The organism is Priestia sp. 53B2 (assembly GCF_056099005.1).
Genome location: NZ_JBLZXA010000008.1, coordinates 31251 through 50196, shown reverse-complemented (window position 1 = coordinate 50196; position 18946 = coordinate 31251). Strand labels below are relative to the sequence as shown.

Annotated in this window: 28 protein-coding genes and 1 pseudogene; 19 read left to right on the top strand and 10 right to left on the bottom strand. The window is 35.3% G+C overall.

Annotated elements, in window-relative coordinates:
* Window positions 1-52 precede the first annotated feature (52 nt).
* Window positions 53-1318 carry a molybdopterin molybdotransferase MoeA gene (locus ACN6NE_RS03560; protein WP_474324557.1) on the top strand — a complete coding sequence of 422 codons (1266 nt, stop codon included), beginning with the start codon at window positions 53-55 and terminating at the stop codon, window positions 1316-1318.
* A 12-nt stretch (window positions 1319-1330) separates the two neighbouring features.
* On the opposite strand, the gene ACN6NE_RS03555 is transcribed toward ACN6NE_RS03560, so the two are convergent.
* Both ACN6NE_RS03555 and ACN6NE_RS03550 read right to left on the bottom strand, forming a co-directional pair.
* Window positions 1331-1450, bottom strand: coding sequence for a YvrJ family protein (locus tag ACN6NE_RS03555; protein WP_306461240.1), 120 nt, complete (start codon window positions 1448-1450; stop codon window positions 1331-1333).
* A 474-nt stretch (window positions 1451-1924) separates the two neighbouring features.
* Entirely contained in the window at window positions 1925-2302 is a 378-nt protein-coding gene (locus tag ACN6NE_RS03550) for a winged helix-turn-helix transcriptional regulator (RefSeq protein ID WP_474324555.1), read from the bottom strand.
* A 119-nt stretch (window positions 2303-2421) separates the two neighbouring features.
* On the opposite strand from ACN6NE_RS03550, the gene ACN6NE_RS03545 reads away from it, so the two are divergent.
* From ACN6NE_RS03545 to ACN6NE_RS03515, 7 genes are all read left to right on the top strand, one after another.
* Window positions 2422-3015, top strand: a complete 594-nt coding sequence (locus tag ACN6NE_RS03545; protein ID WP_129704008.1) for an NAD(P)H-dependent oxidoreductase — start codon at window positions 2422-2424, stop codon at window positions 3013-3015.
* A gap of 160 nt (window positions 3016-3175) precedes the next feature.
* The gene (locus tag ACN6NE_RS03540) at window positions 3176-3367 is read left to right on the top strand and encodes a hypothetical protein (RefSeq protein WP_129704006.1); all 192 of its coding nucleotides are present in this window, start codon (window positions 3176-3178) and stop codon (window positions 3365-3367) included.
* A 119-nt stretch (window positions 3368-3486) separates the two neighbouring features.
* Window positions 3487-4353, top strand: coding sequence for a pentapeptide repeat-containing protein (locus ACN6NE_RS03535; RefSeq protein WP_240702402.1), 867 nt, complete (start codon window positions 3487-3489; stop codon window positions 4351-4353).
* A gap of 150 nt (window positions 4354-4503) precedes the next feature.
* A complete protein-coding gene (locus tag ACN6NE_RS03530) occupies window positions 4504-4962 on the top strand; it encodes an AraC family transcriptional regulator (RefSeq protein WP_474324553.1) in 459 nt (152 codons plus the stop codon).
* Window positions 4963-5407: 445 nt separating this feature from the next.
* Complete coding sequence (locus ACN6NE_RS03525; protein WP_129704002.1) at window positions 5408-5977, top strand: MEDS domain-containing protein; 570 nt, start codon at window positions 5408-5410, stop codon at window positions 5975-5977.
* 332 nt (window positions 5978-6309) lie between these two features.
* Window positions 6310-6807 (top strand): ankyrin repeat domain-containing protein, encoded by a 498-nt coding sequence (locus ACN6NE_RS03520; RefSeq protein ID WP_129704000.1) that lies wholly within the window; start codon window positions 6310-6312, stop codon window positions 6805-6807.
* A 568-nt stretch (window positions 6808-7375) separates the two neighbouring features.
* The gene (locus ACN6NE_RS03515) at window positions 7376-7894 is read left to right on the top strand and encodes a YfiT family bacillithiol transferase (protein WP_129703998.1); all 519 of its coding nucleotides are present in this window, start codon (window positions 7376-7378) and stop codon (window positions 7892-7894) included.
* Between the two features lie 204 nt (window positions 7895-8098).
* Here the strand turns inward: ACN6NE_RS03515 and ACN6NE_RS03510 are convergent, their stop codons facing one another.
* The 4 genes from ACN6NE_RS03510 to ACN6NE_RS03495 form a co-directional block, all read right to left on the bottom strand.
* The gene (locus ACN6NE_RS03510; protein ID WP_129703996.1) at window positions 8099-8569 is read right to left on the bottom strand and encodes a hypothetical protein; all 471 of its coding nucleotides are present in this window, start codon (window positions 8567-8569) and stop codon (window positions 8099-8101) included.
* Between the two features lie 4 nt (window positions 8570-8573).
* Window positions 8574-9362: a hypothetical protein gene (locus tag ACN6NE_RS03505; protein WP_129703994.1), complete on the bottom strand. Its 789-nt coding sequence runs from the start codon at window positions 9360-9362 to the stop codon at window positions 8574-8576.
* 595 nt (window positions 9363-9957) lie between these two features.
* Entirely contained in the window at window positions 9958-10470 is a 513-nt protein-coding gene (locus tag ACN6NE_RS03500; protein ID WP_474324551.1) for a DUF3231 family protein, read from the bottom strand.
* A 331-nt stretch (window positions 10471-10801) separates the two neighbouring features.
* Entirely contained in the window at window positions 10802-11011 is a 210-nt protein-coding gene (locus tag ACN6NE_RS03495) for a small, acid-soluble spore protein, alpha/beta type (protein WP_474324549.1), read from the bottom strand.
* A gap of 596 nt (window positions 11012-11607) precedes the next feature.
* Here ACN6NE_RS03495 and ACN6NE_RS03490 point away from each other — a divergent pair.
* The 5 genes and pseudogenes from ACN6NE_RS03490 (at window position 11608) to ACN6NE_RS03470 (ending at window position 14491) form a co-directional block, all read left to right on the top strand.
* Window positions 11608-11871, top strand: a complete 264-nt coding sequence (locus ACN6NE_RS03490; protein ID WP_129703992.1) for a DUF1292 domain-containing protein — start codon at window positions 11608-11610, stop codon at window positions 11869-11871.
* 18 nt (window positions 11872-11889) lie between these two features.
* Window positions 11890-12276 carry a hypothetical protein gene (locus ACN6NE_RS03485; RefSeq protein WP_129703990.1) on the top strand — a complete coding sequence of 129 codons (387 nt, stop codon included), beginning with the start codon at window positions 11890-11892 and terminating at the stop codon, window positions 12274-12276.
* Window positions 12277-12416: 140 nt separating this feature from the next.
* Window positions 12417-12901 (top strand): annotated as a pseudogene (locus ACN6NE_RS03480) (DUF3231 family protein); the annotation flags it as partial.
* 15 nt (window positions 12902-12916) lie between these two features.
* Window positions 12917-13432 carry a DUF3231 family protein gene (locus ACN6NE_RS03475; RefSeq protein WP_240702527.1) on the top strand — a complete coding sequence of 172 codons (516 nt, stop codon included), beginning with the start codon at window positions 12917-12919 and terminating at the stop codon, window positions 13430-13432.
* A gap of 420 nt (window positions 13433-13852) precedes the next feature.
* Window positions 13853-14491 (top strand): esterase/lipase family protein, encoded by a 639-nt coding sequence (locus ACN6NE_RS03470; protein WP_474324547.1) that lies wholly within the window; start codon window positions 13853-13855, stop codon window positions 14489-14491.
* Window positions 14492-14711: 220 nt separating this feature from the next.
* Here ACN6NE_RS03470 and ACN6NE_RS03465 read toward each other — a convergent pair whose 3' ends face one another.
* From ACN6NE_RS03465 to ACN6NE_RS03450, 4 genes are all read right to left on the bottom strand, one after another.
* Window positions 14712-14870: a hypothetical protein gene (locus ACN6NE_RS03465; RefSeq protein WP_165351659.1), complete on the bottom strand. Its 159-nt coding sequence runs from the start codon at window positions 14868-14870 to the stop codon at window positions 14712-14714.
* A gap of 83 nt (window positions 14871-14953) precedes the next feature.
* A complete protein-coding gene (locus ACN6NE_RS03460) occupies window positions 14954-15163 on the bottom strand; it encodes an alpha/beta-type small acid-soluble spore protein (RefSeq protein ID WP_013084404.1) in 210 nt (69 codons plus the stop codon).
* A 314-nt stretch (window positions 15164-15477) separates the two neighbouring features.
* Window positions 15478-15684 (bottom strand): hypothetical protein, encoded by a 207-nt coding sequence (locus ACN6NE_RS03455; protein ID WP_129703558.1) that lies wholly within the window; start codon window positions 15682-15684, stop codon window positions 15478-15480.
* Between the two features lie 42 nt (window positions 15685-15726).
* The gene (locus tag ACN6NE_RS03450) at window positions 15727-15891 is read right to left on the bottom strand and encodes a hypothetical protein (protein WP_165351636.1); all 165 of its coding nucleotides are present in this window, start codon (window positions 15889-15891) and stop codon (window positions 15727-15729) included.
* A gap of 186 nt (window positions 15892-16077) precedes the next feature.
* Here ACN6NE_RS03450 and ACN6NE_RS03445 point away from each other — a divergent pair, with 186 nt between their 5' ends.
* From ACN6NE_RS03445 to ACN6NE_RS03420, 6 genes are all read left to right on the top strand, one after another.
* Window positions 16078-16284 (top strand): hypothetical protein, encoded by a 207-nt coding sequence (locus tag ACN6NE_RS03445; RefSeq protein WP_129703556.1) that lies wholly within the window; start codon window positions 16078-16080, stop codon window positions 16282-16284.
* 133 nt (window positions 16285-16417) lie between these two features.
* Window positions 16418-16600, top strand: a complete 183-nt coding sequence (locus ACN6NE_RS03440) for a hypothetical protein (RefSeq protein ID WP_129703554.1) — start codon at window positions 16418-16420, stop codon at window positions 16598-16600.
* 222 nt (window positions 16601-16822) lie between these two features.
* Window positions 16823-17566: an HAD family hydrolase gene (locus ACN6NE_RS03435; RefSeq protein ID WP_129703552.1), complete on the top strand. Its 744-nt coding sequence runs from the start codon at window positions 16823-16825 to the stop codon at window positions 17564-17566.
* Window positions 17567-17703: 137 nt separating this feature from the next.
* Window positions 17704-17892, top strand: coding sequence for a hypothetical protein (locus ACN6NE_RS03430; protein WP_013058440.1), 189 nt, complete (start codon window positions 17704-17706; stop codon window positions 17890-17892).
* A 186-nt stretch (window positions 17893-18078) separates the two neighbouring features.
* Window positions 18079-18417: a CotD family spore coat protein gene (locus ACN6NE_RS03425; protein WP_129703550.1), complete on the top strand. Its 339-nt coding sequence runs from the start codon at window positions 18079-18081 to the stop codon at window positions 18415-18417.
* Between the two features lie 200 nt (window positions 18418-18617).
* Window positions 18618-18725: a YjcZ family sporulation protein gene (locus ACN6NE_RS03420; protein WP_016766356.1), complete on the top strand. Its 108-nt coding sequence runs from the start codon at window positions 18618-18620 to the stop codon at window positions 18723-18725.
* Window positions 18726-18946: the final 221 nt, after the last annotated feature.

The following is an 18946-nucleotide window of genomic DNA, read 5'->3' as shown; positions in this document are numbered from 1 at the left end:
ATTTTACACCATAGCGCAAAAAGTGAACAGACATAAAGGAAGTGAAGAATGTATGTTAGAAAGCAGAACACCTATTTCAATTCCTGAAGCAATTGAAAAAGTTATGACATATAAAAGAAAAGGCAGCATCGAACGCGTATCGATCACCGAAAGCTATGGACGATATTTAGGAGAAGATATTATCGCCGACCAAAACGTTCCTCATTTTAATAAATCGCTTTATGATGGCTTTGCGGTTCGAGCGCAAGACTGCGTAGAAGTATCGAGTGAACACCCTGTCGAGTTCGAAGTTGTAGGTGAAATCGGTGCAGGTTTTGTTTTTGAAGGAGAAGTAAAGCCGTTTCAAGCGGTGCGTATTATGACAGGAGCGCAAGTGCCTCATTCATGTGATGCTGTTGTAATGCTTGAAGTAACGAAGTCGTATGAAAAAGAAGGCAAAACGTATATGGCGTTAAGCCGGCTGGCTTCAAAGTGGGAACACATTGCGTTAAAAGGAGAAGAAACGAAAAAAGGAGACGTGCTTGTTTCCAAAGGAACGCGCATTAATCCAGGCGTCATCGCTTTTTTAGCTACGTTTGGCTATGCGGATGTAGCCGTGGTGAAGCAGCCAGTGGTGGGCGTGTTAACAACAGGAAGCGAACTGCTTGATGTGAACGAGCCGTTAGAACCAGGAAAAATCCGCAACAGCAACTCCTATATGGCACTCGCGCAAATCGTAAGAAGCGGGGGAATTCCGAAATATTTAGGAAAGCTTGAAGATGATTTTGACCGCTGCTATGAAGCGGTAGAAAAAGCGCTTGAAGACGTAGATATTTTACTGACGACCGGCGGCGTATCTGTTGGCGACTATGATTATTTACCGGCTATTTATGAAAAGCTTGGTGCGAATGTGCTGTTTAACAAAATTGCGATGCGCCCAGGAAGCGTCACAACAGTCGCAGAACGAAACGGGCAGCTGTTGTTTGGATTATCAGGAAACCCATCTGCTTGCTATGTTGGGTTTGAACTGTTTGTTCGTCCAATTGTTCGCAGCTTTTTGCATTCACCACGCCCTCATTTACATAAAACAAAAGCGGTATTAAACGGTTGCTTCAAAGAGCCTAATGCATTTACAAGAATGGTGCGAGGAGAGATTTCAGACGAAGGCGGAAAGCTTGTTGTGACGCCCGTTGGCATGGACAAGTCAGGCGCTATTTCTTCATTAGCTGCAGCAAACGCGCTGATTGTTCTTCCAGGTGGAGAGCATGGGTATGATAAAGGAACAGAAGTGAACGTACTGCATCTTGAAAACGAAGGCACGAGTTCGCTTTGGGTATAAATAGCAGTCTGCTTATTGCTTGTCCTTTTTTTCAATAAGAATTTGAAGCAGCTCTGTAATTCGATCTAATTTGCTTTCAATGCGAACAAGTAAGTGAAAAGATAGGGCAATTGGAAAGCCTAAATCTTTAATATAGCTAACTAAGTTTTCTATAATAGCATACCTCCTTCACTTAGAAGATATATTATAATATGTGATTTCTAAGTATTTGTTCGCAGGGCATACGTCCATTTTTAAGACAAAAGTCCTTAAAAAATAAGAAAAAGCAGCCTCGGCATTGGCAAGCGAGGCTGCTTTTTTGTAAGGGTTCATTTATACGTATCTCAGTATAAATGACTACTAGATTTTAACATGTTTTTAAATTTAAATATTACTTGCGTTATGACAGTTTCATCTAGTTCCCTTTAACGTACTGGTTAGTTTTTATAGGTTTGCGCATCATATTCATAGCGGGAACATATTTAGTTTTTGTTAAAGAAAAGAAGCAGATCTTTAACTAAAGGTCTGCTTTTTATTTCTACTGAGAACTTATATTGCGGTAACTACTCTACTCGGGTATAGGCTATACCTCAAACACACTAATCTATTAATTAATATATTTCATATTTAAATTTCTTCTTTTTCTATTGTTCTCGCACTAATAATTCTGTTCTTATGCGTTTCACCCCAGTCTTTCATAAGTAAAATGATTGGTTCGAGAGATCTGCCAAATTCGGTTAGGGAGTACTCTACTTTTGGAGGGATTTCTTTATAGATTTCACGATGGACAATCCCGTCTTTTTCTAATTCTCTTAATTGTAAGGTCAGCATCCGCTGTGTAATGACAGGATACAGTTTTCGAAACTCATTAAAACGTTTCTTTCCATCAATAAGATGATAAAGTATAATCCCTTTCCATTTTCCTCCTATTACGTCTAATGTGGTTTCGACCGGGCACCCGACTTTAGTGGGGGGATAATTAAATCCTACTTTTTGGTTTCTCATCCATTTTCACTCCCTGTAGTATACAGTTTTATACTATGTTTAATTAATGTGCGTACTTCCTCTAATTTATTACAAAATATACAATATAATCATACCAAAGATAACAAAGAGGTCTAGATATGAAAACATTAGTGCTCATTGCACATCCAAATATTGAATCTTCCCGAGTAAATAAAAAGTGGAAGGAATCAGTTTTGAGTGAAACGGATCTAACGGTTCATGACCTTTATGAAACATATTGTGATCGGCCCATTAATGTGGAATTTGAACAACAGCTGCTCCTTGCCCATGATCGTATTGTTTTTCAGTTTCCACTGTACTGGTATAGCAGTCCGCCACTTTTAAAACAGTGGTTTGATGAAGTGTTTACCTTTGGCTGGGCTCATGGTCCTGGCGGAACGAAGCTTACGGGAAAGGAGTGGGTGTTGGCTATTTCCATCGGTTCGCCTGAACATTCTTATCAAGCGGGTGGGTATAATTTATTTTCAGTAAGCGAAATAACAAAGCCATTCCAGGCATCTGCTAGTTTAGTTGGCATGATTTATCTTCCTCCTTTTGTTGAATATCGTTCAAATAAAATCAGTGACTATGATATCACTCAAAGTTCAATTGGCTATGTAAAGCATATTACAAATACAGAATTAAATCCGAAAATTCGTTTTCGTAATTATTTAAAACAGCTAGACGAAAGTACCTTGTCTGTTAATGAATAAACAAAGGGAAAAAGAAAGAGCACCTAATGTGGTGATTAGATGCTCTTTTTAATACTTAGAAGCAGCATATGGCATACATTCTATTTTCTGAATAATTGAAGGTTTTGAGAGGACATAATCGTATAAATATCGAACTTAGTAGTAAGTCACTGCCTGTTATATGATTAAAGATTCTTGGTTTACAGTGCAAACGATTGATGATAAAACTTATGCCATTAGCGAATGTGGGCATTGGGAAAAAGTCCATTCTTTTTTGCTTATCGGAGAAAATAAAGCTGTGCTTATAGATACAGGGCTTGGGATTGATAGCATAATGTATTTAGTAGCAATAGAAGGTACTATAAATAGGTAACTTTCTTTAAGGTTTACGAAAGAATTTACTAAAAAAATTTGTATTTTACACACTAAATATAAGGTGGAATTAACTTTATTTTCCTTTTGGTCGCTATTAACATGAGAGGAATGGTTGTTTTGTCTAATAAATTAGAAATAAATAATGATATTCGAGATAATTTACGTTCCGACTGTTCAAGTTGTTTTGGTTTGTGCTGCGTAGCTTTACCTTATGCACAATCTGCTGATTTCGCATTTAATAAAGATGGCGGGACTCCTTGTCGTCATTTACAGCCAAACTATTCATGTTTCATTCATAAAAACCTTATCACTACGGGATTCAAAGGCTGTGTGGGGTATGAGTGTTTTGGTGCAGGTCAAAGAGTTTCTCAAGTTATATATATAGGAAATGATTGGAGAGCTAACAAAACAAGGGCTAAAGAAATGTTTGAGGTATTTCCTATTGTTCAGCAGCTGCATGAAATGCTGTGGTATTTAAGTGAGGCACTCCAATTTCAAGCTACAAAACCAATTCACAATGATTTAAAAATTTCTTTTGAAGAAACTGAAAGCCTGATCAAACAAAGCCCAGAGGATATTTTAAAAATTGATGTACATGAACATCGAATGAAAGTGAAGGACTTGCTTGTACGTACAAGTGAATTGGTACGTCCTAAAACATCTAATAAAAAGTTGGGAAAGAAATTCAAGCGTAGTAGTGACTATATCGGTGCTAACCTAAGAAGAGCTAATCTTAGAGGAGCTAATTTAAAGGGAGCGTTATTTATAGCTGCTGATCTTAGAGATGCTGATCTCCGGTTAACTGATCTTATTGGTGCAGACTTTAGGGATGCTGATTTGAGCGGTGCCGACCTGACAGGAAGTATTTTTCTTACTCAGGCACAGGTGAATGCGGCAAAGGGAAATGTACATACAAAGTTGCCGTCTGCTTTAGCAATCCCAGAACATTGGGTAAAAGGAGGAGCTCAAGGACTAGTTCAATAGTTCTTGAGCTCCTTTTTTATGCTTAGAACCGCGCTTATATAAACTGTATTTGTATAAAGGGTAAATTTTTAAAAATTTAAGTGATTATCTTTTTAAATAGTGATAACTTTTTCATTGTAGTAAATATTGATGAAAAAGGGGCAGAGTGATATGAATATGAAGATTGATACTTTACCAAATTACCGAATTGCATATGTGAGACAAGTTGGGCCATATGGTCCTCATAATGTTAAAGTGATGGAGAAGTTAAAACGTTTGGCTAAAAAGAAGGGATTGTTTACTAAAGATTCAATAATTCTGAGCATCGCACGGGACAATCCTGAAGAAACAGCTCCTGAGAATTGTCGTTATGATGCTGGTATCGTCATTTCTAGTGAATATTACGTTGACGATGAGTTTAGTGAAGATCAATTAGTAGGGGGACAGTATGCAATATACAAAGTTAAGCATACTGCAGAAGAAATTCAAAAAGCGTGGGCTACCATTTTTTCTGGCTTGTCAGAAACGGGTTATGAAGTTGATCCAAGGCTAATCTTTGAACGATATTATGGTGACAATAATGAGATTGATTATTGTGATATTTGTGTACCTATAACATTAAAAAAATAAGATCTTTTTATTTGAAGATCCTGAACTTCCCTAGAAGTTTAAGATCTTTTTTCTACTTGTAACGCGTGTTATGATAGCTATTTTTAAGGCTATACAAACTAAAAAATAGATGGGTGATGCTTCTATCCATGCTACGCGAAGATTCATTTGAAAGAATAAGTAAACTTAATTCTGTCATTATTTCTTGTTAGGCTTTAATCGTATTTGAAAAGGGGTATAGTATTCTTTAGTCAAGGCGCCAGGATAATTGCCGCAAACGTTATAGCGTTTGTAATCAATATAGCTACACTGCTCTAAAAACAGCTGTACACCCCAAAACAAATGGGAGAACATCCAGCTTTGACAGACAAGAATGCAAAGCGTAGAATTGTTCTAACGAATAGACAATTTACTAGTTTAAGATTCTTGAAATTTAGGTTGATTTTATATAAGGGAGCGTACACACTTGAAAAATCAGTTTGCTCAATTAATACAGAATAATGAAAGCGTTCATATTTACTATAATATTGACGACATGAGAAGTTACTTAGATAATCTTGTGTCTTATATTGTGTCGGGAATTGAACAGGAGAGGCATACGTTAGTTATAGAAAGTGAAAGATTAATTCCATTAATTTTTGAAAAGTTAGAGGGAATTCTAACTGAAGACCAATTAACATATATACATACTATTAATAATTTTGATTATTACTGTTCAAGTGGAAGTTTTCAGCCTGCTATAATCTTTGAACATCTCTCTCGACACTTAGATCCCTTCTATAAAAACAATAGATCTTTTCAAATATGGGCTCATGTAGAATGGGGACAGCAAGAAGGAATTATACCTATTTTAGAAGAGTTTGAAAATGAAGCAGACAAATTAGTAAATAAAGGCGGATTACATTTAGTATGCGCTTATGATGAAGAGAGAGTACCAGAAGTTCTTAAACTTGCTTTAATGAAGTGCCATCCATACTTAATTTTAGAAAACAAAATTATCCCATCCAATTTATATGTAATGACAGATGCAGTTTGACTAATAATGTGCTTGGGCGTTATTTTTAAAAAGCAAAAGGTAAATAGAGAACAAATAAGGAGCCTTATTTAAGGCTCCTTATTTGTTGTTTCTACCAAGTACTTATAAAGAACCTTTACGCCATACCATTGGACGTCTAACTCTTCGCTATTATTTGTTTTCATATAAACTCTCCATTCTTAACTAAAGGAACCATAATACTTAATTTTATCATCGTATTCCTTATCGTCCTCCTTACTTATATAACTAAGTTTGTATATCGTGTTCATGCACTAACCTATGATAAAATGGAAAAATAATCAAGTTATTTCTATATATTAGGGGGATGTGAAATGGAATATATTGATCAAATAACAAATGCTGCGGTGAATGGAGAAAGTGAAGAGATAAAAGCTTTATTAAATAAAGAGCCATCTTTACTTAACGCTTTTAATTCAGATGGATGGACGCCTTTACACTTAGCTTGTTATTTTGGGCAAGTGGATAGCGCCAAGTTATTGTTGTCGTTAGGGGCGGATATTCATATTAAGGCTAAAAATCCGAATGAAAACATGCCTCTTCATGCAGCAGTAGCAAATAAGCAAATTCAAGCTGCAGACTTGTTACTTACAAAAGGCGCAGATGCAAATGCAAAACAAAGCGGTGGATGGACTAGCCTTCATGAGGCCTCGTTGCTAGGAGATGAAAATATGATTAAACTTCTCATCGAAAAAGGTGCAGATATCGAGATACAAAAAGATGATGGTAAAACACCTGTAGAGGTTGCAGTAGAGAAAAAACAAGAGAGCGCAGTTCATTTACTTACTCAGTATTTAAATAATAAAGCTTAATATAGAGTAGGAGATTTTATGTTAACTAAAAACATATATAGTATGTATTTTCTATTTTCAATCTTTAATTAATTGCTTATTTTTTCATTTTCCATAATAAGTTTGCAATGAATGCGCTAAAAAAGCCTATAGAAATTAAACAAAACCAATTTGATACAAAATGAAATTCCAGCTGTCTCCAAAAGAAAAAAGTGTAATTCTTCTTGATTCTATAATATCAACGATAATAAATAAGGAAACGGTAATAAAATATATTAAAAAGAACTTTTTGTAGAAATAGCTTGTATAATCACTGCTCAATTTACTCACCTTAACTTAATTTTACGGCAAGTTTATCCATATGTTTATTGTTTTAATTAAAAGCGACCTAATTTAGGGAGATAATTATCATGAATTATAGCAAAGGCAGATCTTTGTACTGCAGAGAAGGTCCATCATGGTAACTGAAAGTACACACTATATTTAAAATTGTAGTTGCTTACTTAGAGATAATTCTGAATTTTTTAATTTATATACACTTAAAATTGCTATAATAGATATTAATAAAAATAGAAAGAGAGGAAAAAATATGTTTAATCAATATCCTATTGGGAAATTTACCGTGAAAGAAAATATTCAGAAAGAAGATATTCAAGGGTGGATTCATGACATTGGAGATGCACCAAAGCAATTAGCTGATGCTGTAGAAGGTCTGACAAAAGAACAATTAGCCACGCCTTACCGAGAAGGCGGCTGGAAATTAAGCCAAGTTGTCCATCATTTAGCTGACTCACATATGAATGCTTATACTCGTTTTAAATTAGGCTTAACAGAGCAAGCGCCTACTATTAAGGCCTATGATGAAGTAGCTTGGTCTACTCTGCCTGATAATGATTTACCGATAGAAGTTTCTCTCCAACTTTTTTCAGCTTTACATAAGCGTCTTCATAAAGTGTTAAACTCACTTAATGAAAAAGATTTGAAGAAAATGATCCACCATCCTGAAAACGGGGAAGTGACGATTGAGCAATTAATAGCCACTTACGCTTGGCATGGAAAGCATCATATTGCTCATATTACCACATTAAAAAATCAAAAAGGATGGTAGAAAGGCATTTAACATTTATTAGAACCAAAAAAGCTCTTTTTAAAAGCTTTTTTGGTTCTAATAAATGACATTATGATAATTAAAGAGTATACAGCTTAAAAACAGAAAAACTCCCTCAATGCGTTAAGGAAGTTATCTCTAACCCTGAATAGTAATTCGTTCATCCTGTATCTTGCCATTATATTGTACGATAATCACTTATTTTTATAAGCCATCAGATCTGACTTTTGAAACACCTAAGGCAAGGTTTTTCCACAAAGTTTGTTCAACCACTCCGGCGTCCACTGTATGACAATCAACAATGAGTATGACTTCCGAATGTTTGCCGCGTAAAAGCCGTTGATTTTTCCTGATTACTTTAAACATAAATAGTTTAATTCCTAGTCCTAAGATAAATCCGATAAAAGCACTAATTATTCCCCAGTAGATGGGGCCCCAGCTTAGTTTAAACCCAATGCTTGCACCAATGACTGAAAAGGCTGTGGCTAGAGCCATTCCTAAATCAATAAGAGAAACTCCATCTGCTCGATGAAGGCTATCAAAAATCCGGCGATCTTCCGTTCGATTATTAAGGGGGACAATAAATATATCTTCTTTCTTTATCCCTTTTTTTTCTAGCTCTGAAACAGCTAATTCTATGTAACTGGAGTATTCAAATGTAGAAAAGACCTGCATGTTTTCACTCCACCTTTTTTCCTTTCGCAATACAAAAGCTTGGATGTTGATACGTTTTTTCAAAGAAGTTTTTCTGCACTCTTTCAGCAAGTTTATTATTCTCAACCGTATTTATATAGGAGTCGAAGGTAGCAAAACCATATAGGGAAGGGAAAAATAACAGCCATTCTTTATTTAAAACGGAAGTAGCCTGTTTTATTTCTCCTAAAAATAGAAGAGAAATTCCTTCAAGCAGGTGAGAATAATAAAAGAAAACGACTGCCCAAATGATAACAAAGAAAGCACCAATGATGCGATGAATATAGAGTTGTCCTAGACCTGGCATCACCAAGGACCAGAAAACGGATAGGATGGGATTCCGTTTATCTAAATAGTTTATTTCCATGGCTCCTATACTGAAGGTGTTGAACCGATGGTTTTCTCGTTCAGCTAACACGTATATTTTATTTAAATCAACGGTTGTTCGGTAACTATCCCATATGGCAAAAATATAAACGGGAATATAAATAAGAAGCCACCTTGTATTAAGCACGTCTTTGGCCATATCAATGTTTCCTTGAAAAGAATAAATCATAGCTAAATTCACATGAGATTTAAGGTTTATGACGACTTCCCATACAAATAACACAAAGCCGCGAAGGTATTTAGACAGTAGTAGGTGCCCAAAACCTGGAAAAGCTGCTGACCACCAAGCGATAATATAGGGGTTTCTTAAATGGATTTGCGTCGTTCCAAATATACTGACATGAGCAATATAGCGTCTTGCAGTATTGTCATTTTTATAATTATTCATTTACGATCTCCTATAGATTTGAAAAAAATATACTTTTTATACCTATCATCCATATTTAATATGGTCTTGTTTATTTAATTTATGCAGTTCATTGATATACACCTAATCTTTATCGAAATGAAGAGTTCTGTGACAAAAAAAGCTCTTTATTTTTCCATAAAGAGCTTTTTTACATGTTGGTTCTGAAAATTGGTATTATGTTAATAAAGAGGTGGTTAAATGCTTCACGGCGTCTTGACTCGTTTGTTCAAGATATAGAAAGGTATTCAATTTAGTTTTTATTTCATGAATCAAGAACTCTTTTCGAAAATAGCATGCTGGATATTTAATGATCTTATGAGTAATAACAAATCTGTCAATTATTCCGTTGGTGTACCCCTTAAGTAGAGAAATCAATATTGAGTCTTTCGGGGGCTTTCTAAATAGGAAAGGTAAATCTAATAGAGTTAAAATAAACAGTAGTTTGCTCTCATTATTGCTCTTTATTCATAATGAGAAGAAGCTGCTAATATGGAATGGATCAGCAGTTCCTTCTTATAGCATGTTGCAGAACTTACTTAATGTGAAATCTTGACGTTTTATACGAATTTTATGATTAACAATCCGTGTTTTTTGACTTGTGGAGAGGTGGTGGAACTAACCAGCCTTTTTCTTTGTTAAGTCGCAAAAACTTTCCACCAAGGGCTACTTTTTGCATGTGAATTTGACCAAACATTGCTGCAATATCTTCACGAATAGATTGGCCAATCAGTTGACTACAAGCAACTAGACCAGCAGCTATATCCAGTGAAATAGCCTCAGCAACTTCAGGATCTTGAACACGTGCACCTACTGGAATATCATCTAAACAAGCTTCTGGACGTTCAGGCGGAGTTGGAGGTAAAGCCACTCCATTTTCTTTTAATAGCTTTTCTACTCCTTTCATTTCCTGCTGACATTGTTCAATCGTTTCTTGTACCAACTTATGTAGATCCTTGTCTCCTACATGATTTAGAAACGTTTGATAACCAGCTACTAATCCTTTTGAAGCAGAAAGAAACGACCATGTTCCAAACACTTCACCGTAATGCATCGGTTCATCTGTAGGATTTCCACTTAAAATACCCATTGTTATCCTCCTTAACATATTCATAGTAATGTGCCACCTTTCTTACTATGCACACACTTAACGTCTCCATATCATGATTTATTATTCTTCTAGATATAAAAAAGGAATTTTATCAGTGAATATAATCTACTATTTTACGCATACTATTTAAGATGCCTATAAGGGCATCAGTCACAATACCCTTGTTATACAGAGAGCTGCCTTCTTTGGCAGTTTTTTGTTTTGTCATGCTTTATGTGGCTTTCTGCTTATGACGATAAATAGAAATTGTCCATAATAAAAGGAAGAGTGGAAACCCACTCTTCCTTCAGCCATCAATTATAAAGTTGTCTTAGAAGCGTCCGCCGCCAAGTTGTTGCTCAGCTAATTGCACAAGACGTTTTGTGATTTCGCCACCTACTGATCCGTTTGCACGTGCAGTTGTATCAGCACCAAGGTTTACACCAAATTCGCTAGCGATTTCATATTTCATTTGATCGATTACTTGTTCAGCACCGTATACTAATAATTCATTGTTGTTGCTGCTTTTGTTGTTTGCCATGTTGTGTCACCTCCTTGTTTGTCTTAAGTTTCCTAGGGGCCAAGAAGTATATACGTGGTAAATTATGGATGTTTATTCCCTTATCATGGGGACATACTAATTTTTAGAAACAACCGACACTGTAAAAAGTGGGATTAGATGTTTCATTTCCTTGTTATCTAAAAGTTGCCATGTGAGAAGAGGATTGCAATTGCTATTGCAATCCTCTTTAGGTACCGTATCAATGGTTATTTTTATACTAAGCATAAAATTAAAAATGCAAGAGAGGAAGAGGTTATATTGTCAAAGACACGTCAGAAAAAAGAATACTGTAAAAAGTGCAGAAAAGAAACTATACATACCCTCACAGAAGATGCTTTAGAAATTAATTGTTACTGCCATGAATGTCATTCACAACACGATATCGTAAAAACATTTTTTTAATCATTTCTTAAAGTTTCATTCTCCAATAGACGAATAAATAACTACTTTTTTAGATATATCCATAATTAAACTCCATATTCGCCTTCGCTATTGAATTCCATTTTGTACGATTATAGAAGCAGAGAAGAACGGGTAAAGTAACCGGGAAGATTTTTAGTGGAGGTGAAAGAAAAGTGAAGAGTAGGGAAAGAGATTTTATAACCATTGAAGATGAAAAAGGTATTGAAAAACAATATGCAGTTGAGGCTTTATTTGATATGAGAAATCAGACTTATGCTTTGCTGCAATCGAACGGGGAATCGCTGTTGATGCGCGTTGAAGATGAAAAGGGTGAACAATATCTTGTTGGATTGACCGATCCTGAGGAACGTGACTCCATTTTAGATGCTTATCAAATTGCTGTAGAGGCTACGCCTGCTGACGAAGAATTTCGCTAATATGATGAGGAGTGCGTTATGAAGAAGAAAATTGTAGATGCAGCTCATTTGGAGCAAAAAACGCAGATTGAAAAAGTGATCAACGGAATGACCTTTACGAAAAATTTCCGGTCTGCTACAGCAGAAGAATGGTACGTATTTCTTCCAGGTTATGAAGATCCAAGAACAGGTGGAGCTGCAGGAAAAGCAATGATTCATTATAACCTTTATGGAAATAGAGATGTGTTTATTAACACTACAGTCATCTTAGATGATCCAGCACTATTTAGAGCAGAAATCCATCCTCTTGTTTATGCAATTGCAGACGAGCTGGTCAACAGGCTGGTTGGCTATGCTGATACCTTGCTGTCTGTTCATGCCGGTGAAAATTCTTTTGATGCAGAATATAAACAAAACAATAATTAATCTTGATTTATTCAATATCATTCCTTAAATATGTGTTTTTGTAAAAGCTACTCATTTGAGTAGCTTTTTCTTTTTATCGGAAATATTAGAAGAAAAGCTAACTTGTATGAAAGCTTAAAAGGAAGGGAAGCTAAGAAAAAATGGCTTTGATACGGAGGAACAGAAAATTGCAAAAGAAGAATCGATTAACATCTCCTGAAATGGCAAATTTATGGACACACTATATCCGTGAAACATTATCTGTATGTGTAAATAAATATATGCTTCACACGATCCAAGATCCTGAGATACATAGCCTTTTTCAAACGGCTCTTCACTTAAACACATAGATGCTTTAAAAGCATTATTTAAGAAAGAGAAGTTTCCTATTTCTAAAGGATTTACCGAAGAAGACGTAAACTTAGAAGCTCCTCCTCTATTTACGGACGTTTTGTGTCTTAAATCCCTTTATATGATGAGCACACACGGACATAATGAAATGAGCCTATCTTTTACGACTTCCTTACGCCCAGATATTGTAGATTTTTATTATCAGTGCAACCTTGATGTGATGGAGATTTATAAAAAAACTAAGAACCTTCTTGTTTCAAAACAACTTTATCAGCAACTACCTACTTACATAACACCGAACAAGGTGGAAATGATTGAACACTACCACTATGTAACAGATGTGTTCGGTAAACAGAGACCGATAAATACAATAGAAAGTGGACATGCTTATTTTAATTTAAACAAAACATTTATTGCGAAAGCGATGATCCTTGGCTTTTCACAAGTTTCAAAAAATCAAAACGTACGAGCATTATTAGAAAAAAGCCTGCAAGTAAAAAACAAACACATTGATGTGTTTTCATCCTTATTAACCAAAGACAACCTTCATCTACCTCAATCATGCGAAACAGAGGTTACAAATTCCAATATTTCTCCTTTTTCAGATCGGCTTATGCTTCTTCAAACAGGTTTCCTTTTTGGTGTAGCAGTTACTTATTATAACGCAGCTCTCATTGCAAGTATGAGAGCTGATATTTCAGCACACTGTGAAAAGGCGGCCTTGGATAGCTTGTGGATTTATAGCCGTATTGGGAAAGATATGATTGATAATCACTGGATGGAACAGCCTTCTCAAGCAGATGACCGTAAAAGGTTAGATGATTAGAAAAACGTTCTTAATAAATAATGTTTCATCCTCCGAGCATGCTACTGAAGGTGTTTTAAAATATTACGTATAAAGAGAAAGAGCTACTGTTCAGGAGCAGTAGTTCTTTTGTGTTTAGGTTGTATGTAGTATTTTAGTTAACATAAAACGGACAGTAATCAAGAAAAGAAAACAAACTATAAGCCTATTTTTCGTACGGTCTCTCAAAATTATTTCCGGGGGGATTTTTTAAATTATAAAAAGGATCTAACGTAATAGAAGTAGGTGATGCTCATTATCATATAAGCTACTATAAAAAAATACCACAGATAACAAGTGGATATAACTTTAAATACCTTATAAGTATAAGTTTACCATATTAGGATTTTTATATATAATCTATAGAGGTTGTTACTTACACATTTTGAGGAGGAGAAAAAAATGAAGAAAACGTTTGTCGCATTAATTTTTGCTTTATCCCTGGTTGTATCTGCATTAGGATTAGGAATTCAGCCTTCGAATGCTAAGGCCGAAGCAAACCACAATCCGGTTGTTCTTGTTCATGGAATCAGCGGTGCGTCCTATAACTTTATTGCTATCAAAAACTATTTAATCACTCAAGGGTGGGATCGCAATGATCTTTATGCTATTGATTTTATAGATAAGACAGGCAACAATTTGAATAATGGACCTCAGCTTGCTCGATACATTGATCAAGTGTTGAAAGAGACGGGAGCTAAGAAGGTAGATATTGTTGCTCATAGTATGGGGGGAGCGAACACGCTGTACTATATTAAATATCTAGGGGTAGGGAATAAAATTGAAAATGTCGTGACGTTAGGAGGAGCGAATGGTTTAGTTTCTTCGACAGCCCTCCCAGGTACAGATCTCAATCAAAAAATTCTTTATACGTCGATCTACAGCATAAATGATCAAATTGTTGTTAATAGTCTCTCTAGGCTGCAAGGAGCCAGAAATATTCAACTTTATGGCATTGGACATATTGGATTGCTTTCAAATAGTCAGGTTAACGCGTACATAAAAGAAGGGCTGAATGGCGGGGGACAAAATACAAACTAATTATTTTTCAGGTGGATAAGGCAGGCTCGACTTTTATATATTGGGGATTACACTGTTTGCCTTTGTTTTTCAACAGCATGGACCCGATGAAACAAACCCGGAGTCAAAGCGGCTCCCCCGTCGAAATAGAGTGAACTTAAAAAAGTACCTCAGTTAATCGAGGTACTTTTTTAAGTTTTTGTACAAAGAATCGAGGATTAAAAACCGCTCAAGTTGATTTTTAATCGCGCATTGCGCCTGCTTCTCGAGAAGTCATTGCACCTTGTCCTTCACTTACGTCTCTTTGGATTTCTTGTTTTACTTTTTGTGCATTTGTTGCAGAAGCTGCTGGTTTCTCAGTAAAACTCGCATTTTCTTTAGCTGGTTGATGTTGCTGCATATAATCTCTCCGTCCTTTTTTATTCGTACAAAAAGGAAGAATGGAGACCCATTCTTCCTTCAGCCATCAATTATAAAGTTGTCTTAGAAACGTCCGCCGCCAAGTTGTTGCTCAGCCATTTGTACAAGACGTTTTGTAATTTCGCCACCTACTGATCCGTTTGCACGTGCAGTTGTATCAGCACCAAGGTTTACACCAAATTCGCTAGCGATTTCATATTTCATTTGATCGATTGCTTGTTCAGCACCGTATACTAATAATTCATTGTTGTTGCTGCTTTTGTTGTTTGCCATGTTGTGTCACCTCCTTGTTTTTCTTAAGTTTCCTATTGCGGAAGAAATGTATTCGTGGTAAATGATGGATGTATATTTCCTTATTAGAATGACATACTAATTTTTAGAAACAACCGACACTGTAAAAAGTGGGATTAGATGTTTCATTTCCTTGTGATTAAAAATTAAACGCTTGCCATGTGTAGGAGAGAGAATGACATTTCGTTTGTCATTCTTTTTTCATGTTCATGGGTATATTATTTGAAGGACAAAAGACTAACTCTTTAAAGAGTTAGTCTTTGGCTTAATAAAAATGATTGCTTGTTATAGCTATTTTAAGAATTGTGTTTAGTTATTCTCCCCATTGCTTCTTGAACTGCATTTACAACAAAAGGGTCTTTTTCTTTCAAATCATTCACGCTGATTTCACCTGATTGTAAACCTCTGCAAATTTCATGGATATCTTCTTCAATTGTAATCGGTAACTTATTCTCTGTAAGCATGTTACTTAATTCATTTGCTAACATTTTTTGTTGATCCATGGGATGCCCTCCTCGTCATGTAAAAGTATAAAGTGATCAAGCTTATTTATTTTCTCTTCCTTCTTGCTGGTTCTGTACTTTTTCAATTCCAGTGTTTGATTCAAATCCGACTCGATAAGTTCCAGATTTTTGTTGCTTTACTGACTCTGGCATTTGATACTGCTTTAAATCATCCTGAAACTGTCTTGTGCTTGGATTTCTTTCCACTTATGTTCCTCCTCAGTAAATTAAATTTTGACGTTTTAGTTTCCCCATTTCGTAAAACAATTAAGCATGTTGTACATGTCTCTTAGCAAAAAGTATCTAATTAATTCTCGGGAAATAAAAATATAACTTAACCTTCCACTTATTTTATCTTCAAATTTTCAAACAATAGGGCTAGGAGGTGTTTTTATGTCAAAGAAAGACTTTAAAGGCGTTGATAATTCAGGAATTGCAGAAAGAGTTGATTATAACAACTATAAAAATAAAGATAGCAATAATGATCCTACGCTTAACCGTATTGTCGAAGAAGATGGGCGTGCTCTTGACCCGAGGGAAACCTTAGAAAATTTCTTTACTGACCTTGAAGGTGAAGAGCCACAAGAAATTACAACTTAATAAAAAAAGTAGAAAATGGCGGATCTTTTTTAGCGAAAAGACCTACGAAACGTAAATATTTTCATTAGAGAATCTGCTGTAAACGAGTTAACATGGTTTAAAAAAATGAGGACTATTAATAGAGGTGAAGTTAATGTCGCATACAGAAACTGAACGAACAACGTATATGTATGATCCTTTTACTATACAAGGTCTTGAAATGAATATACCTAAAGAAGACGAAGGCAGGCAACCGCTAATAAATCGTTCAGGACTGAGTACCTCTACGTTCAAAACAAATATGAATAGAGAACATTTTGAACGTTATATTTATTAGCAGGAATATCCTGCAGCGTTTTATCTTATAAAAAGATCCTTCTGTTTTATACGCTAGAAGGATCTTTCCACTAAATATTCTCATTTCAATATAGTAATCAATTGATTGTGTCTAACGTATTGGAAAATTCACCTTGGTTTTAGGTGTGGATAGGTAATAAAAGTGGTTAGTGTTTTTTCATATATACTGTCTGTACATCCATTGTAGAAAGGATTTAACGAAATGCAGAAGCAAACCTTACTTTTTAATTTAGACGATACGCTTGTTCACTGTAATAAATATTTTAGAGACACCATAAATGCTTTTGTGGCTCAATTGCAGGAGTGGTTTGAGAATCTGACTAAGGAAGAAATAAAACAAAAGCAGTTAGAGATAGATTTAAAAAGTATTGAAAAGTATGGCCTTCACTCTTCTCGTTTTCCAGAATCATTAGTAGCTACTTATTTATTTTTTAGTGAACAAAATCATCAAGATATCCATGAAGATAGAGTCGAAAGAGTCAAGAAAATTGGTCAAAGTGTATTTGAAGTACCGATAGAGCCTTTGCCAAATATGTATGAAGTATTAGATAAGCTTAAAGAACAAGGACATAATCTCTACTTACACACAGGTGGAGACGAGGAAAATCAAGGTAGAAAAATTGTTCAGCTAGAGCTAGCTAAATACTTTGAAAAAAGAGTGTTTATTTCTGAACAAAAAGATACACCTGCATTAAAAGAAATACTAAACCAAATTAAGTACGACCCAAAAAAGACTTGGATGATTGGCAATTCATTAAAAACCGATATAAGACCGGCAGTAGAAGTTGGAATACATGCGATTCACGTACCTTCTGAACTGGAATGGAGCTATAACCAAGTTAAAATTGATATTGCGCCAAAAGGTAAATTGATAACCGTTAATTCATTGCTGGAAGTTCCAGAAATTATCCAAAAGCATGCTCAAGAAACGGTTGTGTCCACCTAATATTAGGTCATATGGAAACACAATGTACAGAAGCAGCTAACCGTTGATATAAATCTAAACCTTACTCAACAATAAGTAGATAAAGTTCTTATGTTTTTTCTAATCAACTCACATAATATACAGAGGAGGTGACTGATATGGCAGATCAATCCAAAGAATCAGAAAAGATGATATGTGAAGATCATAATTCTCCAGTTGATGAAAGAAGCTACGATTTATACGAGGCAACGCGTAATTCACTTCTACGTAATGAATTAGACGATAAAAACAAAACCATTTTAAATAATATTGATAACGCAGCGATGGATGTTAATCTTGAGGAATAGTGGACATTACAAAACCTTCTATTTCTTATTGTCATAGCTATGTTACTAAGAATACACATTTCTTTTTCTCTTAGTAGAAAAGACCCTAAATAATTAGGGTCTTTTTTAGGTATTTGTCCAAACATTCTATGGTTGTTTCATATACAGTAAGAGGAGTCTACTAACAGAAAGGAGAAGATTTTTAATATGAGAAACAACTATCCTTATCAGCACTCTAATTACGGTGGTTATCAAGGGGCTATGTATCCTCAGCAAGGTAACTGCGGTTATCCTCCAGCTAAACCATGTGGTCAATTGCCTCCTCAAACCATGCCTGCTCAGAATGACCCAGTTAAACAAAATACATCTTTTACTGGTCAAGATGTGTTTGTGCCAGTGGTGCATCCTAGTCATACCACAAATGTTTATCAAAAAAATTATAAATATATGCACTCATTCCCGCATACAGAATCCGTTGTATGTCAGGAAACACATCAACATTTTTGTGCTCCAAGCTGTCCTCCTAGACCTCGTCCTTGGTGCTAATAGCCAAAAAAGCCCCTTCATTTTAACAATGAAGGGTTTTTACTATGTGAAATTAGGATGTTATTTAGCTATCGTTAAACAAAGTAGCCTATTTTAGACTAAAATCCAATCGATATGAGCTGTGTCTACATATAATACCTTAACCCATGTATATTTAAAGTTTTTTCCTTTAGTTAAATACCACGAAAAGAGGTGTTTGTATGTCTAGTTATGGTGGAGCAGGTTCAGGTTTTGCTTTATTAGTTGTTCTGTTTATTCTTCTTGTCATTATTGGATGCAGCTGTTACGGCCGCGGATTTGGCTATTAATAACAATAAAAAAGTCTTTCTCTAACTTGAGAAAGACTTTTTTATTCTAGGTTGTGCGGGGGTGCTTTTATACGCAATAGAACTGATTGGGCGGAATTCAAACAATCTATTGCAGAGGGAGTAAAACTCATATATGGGATCTGAGGATGCTTCATTGTATGTAAAAGAAACTAAAAGGTTATTATTTTTTTATTTATAGTGATATAAAACGTAGTCTATCC